This window comes from Variovorax robiniae (genome assembly GCF_037889955.1).
Lineage (GTDB): Bacteria > Pseudomonadota > Gammaproteobacteria > Burkholderiales > Burkholderiaceae_C > Variovorax > Variovorax robiniae.
This window is the reverse complement of record NZ_JBBKZS010000090.1, coordinates 1-1,196: the sequence shown is the minus strand read 5'-3', so window position 1 is coordinate 1,196 and position 1,196 is coordinate 1. Positions and strand designations below refer to the sequence as shown.

At 63.0% G+C, this 1,196-nt stretch carries 1 protein-coding gene; it reads left to right on the top strand.

What is annotated here, in order from left to right:
- Positions 1 to 4: 4 nt before the first annotated feature.
- Positions 5 to 1,196, top strand: a 1,192-nt coding sequence (tuf, locus tag WKW79_RS36975; RefSeq protein ID WP_340340188.1) for an elongation factor Tu, incomplete at its 3' end; no start/stop codon positions are given.

The following is a 1,196-nucleotide window of genomic DNA, read 5'->3' as shown; positions in this document are numbered from 1 at the left end:
AAAAATGGCAAAAGGCAAGTTCACCCGCACCAAGCCGCACGTCAACGTCGGCACGATCGGTCACGTCGACCACGGCAAGACCACGCTGACCGCTGCAATCGCAACGGTGCTGTCGGCCAAGTTCGGCGGCGAAGCGAAGGCGTATGACCAGATCGACGCAGCGCCCGAAGAAAAGGCCCGCGGCATCACCATCAACACCGCCCACGTCGAATACGAAACGGCCAACCGCCACTACGCACACGTCGACTGCCCCGGCCACGCCGACTACGTCAAGAACATGATCACCGGCGCTGCCCAGATGGACGGCGCGATCCTGGTGTGCTCGGCCGCCGACGGCCCGATGCCCCAGACCCGTGAACACATCCTGCTGGCGCGCCAGGTGGGTGTGGGCTACATCATCGTGTTCCTGAACAAGTGCGACATGGTCGACGACGCCGAGCTGCTCGAGCTGGTCGAAATGGAAGTCCGCGAACTGCTGGACAAGTACGAATTCCCGGGCGACGACACCCCCATCATCCACGGCTCGGCCAAGCTCGCCCTGGAAGGCGACAAGGGCAAGCTGGGCGAAGAAGCCATCATGAAGCTGGCTGAGGCGCTGGACACCTACATCCCGACGCCCGAGCGCGCTGTGGACGGCACCTTCCTGATGCCCGTCGAAGACGTGTTCTCGATCTCGGGTCGCGGCACGGTCGTGACCGGCGCCGTCGAGCGTGGCGTGATCAAGGTCGGTGAAGAAATCGAAATCGTGGGCATCCGCCCGACGGTCAAGACCACCTGCACCGGCGTGGAAATGTTCCGCAAGCTGCTGGACCAAGGCCAGGCTGGCGACAACGTTGGCGTGCTGCTGCGTGGCACCAAGCGCGAAGAAGTCGAACGCGGCCAAGTGCTGTGCAAGCCGGGCTCGATCAAGCCGCACACGCACTTCACCGCCGAGGTGTATGTCCTGTCGAAGGATGAAGGCGGCCGTCACACGCCGTTCTTCAACAACTATCGTCCGCAGTTCTACTTCCGCACGACGGACGTGACCGGCGCGATCGAGTTGCCCAAGGACAAGGAAATGGTCATGCCTGGCGACAACGTCAGCATCACCGTGAAGCTGATCAACCCGATCGCGATGGAAGAGGGCCTGCGCTTCGCCATCCGTGAAGGCGGCCGTACCGTGGGTTCGGGCGTGGTTGCCAAGATCCTGGACGTCT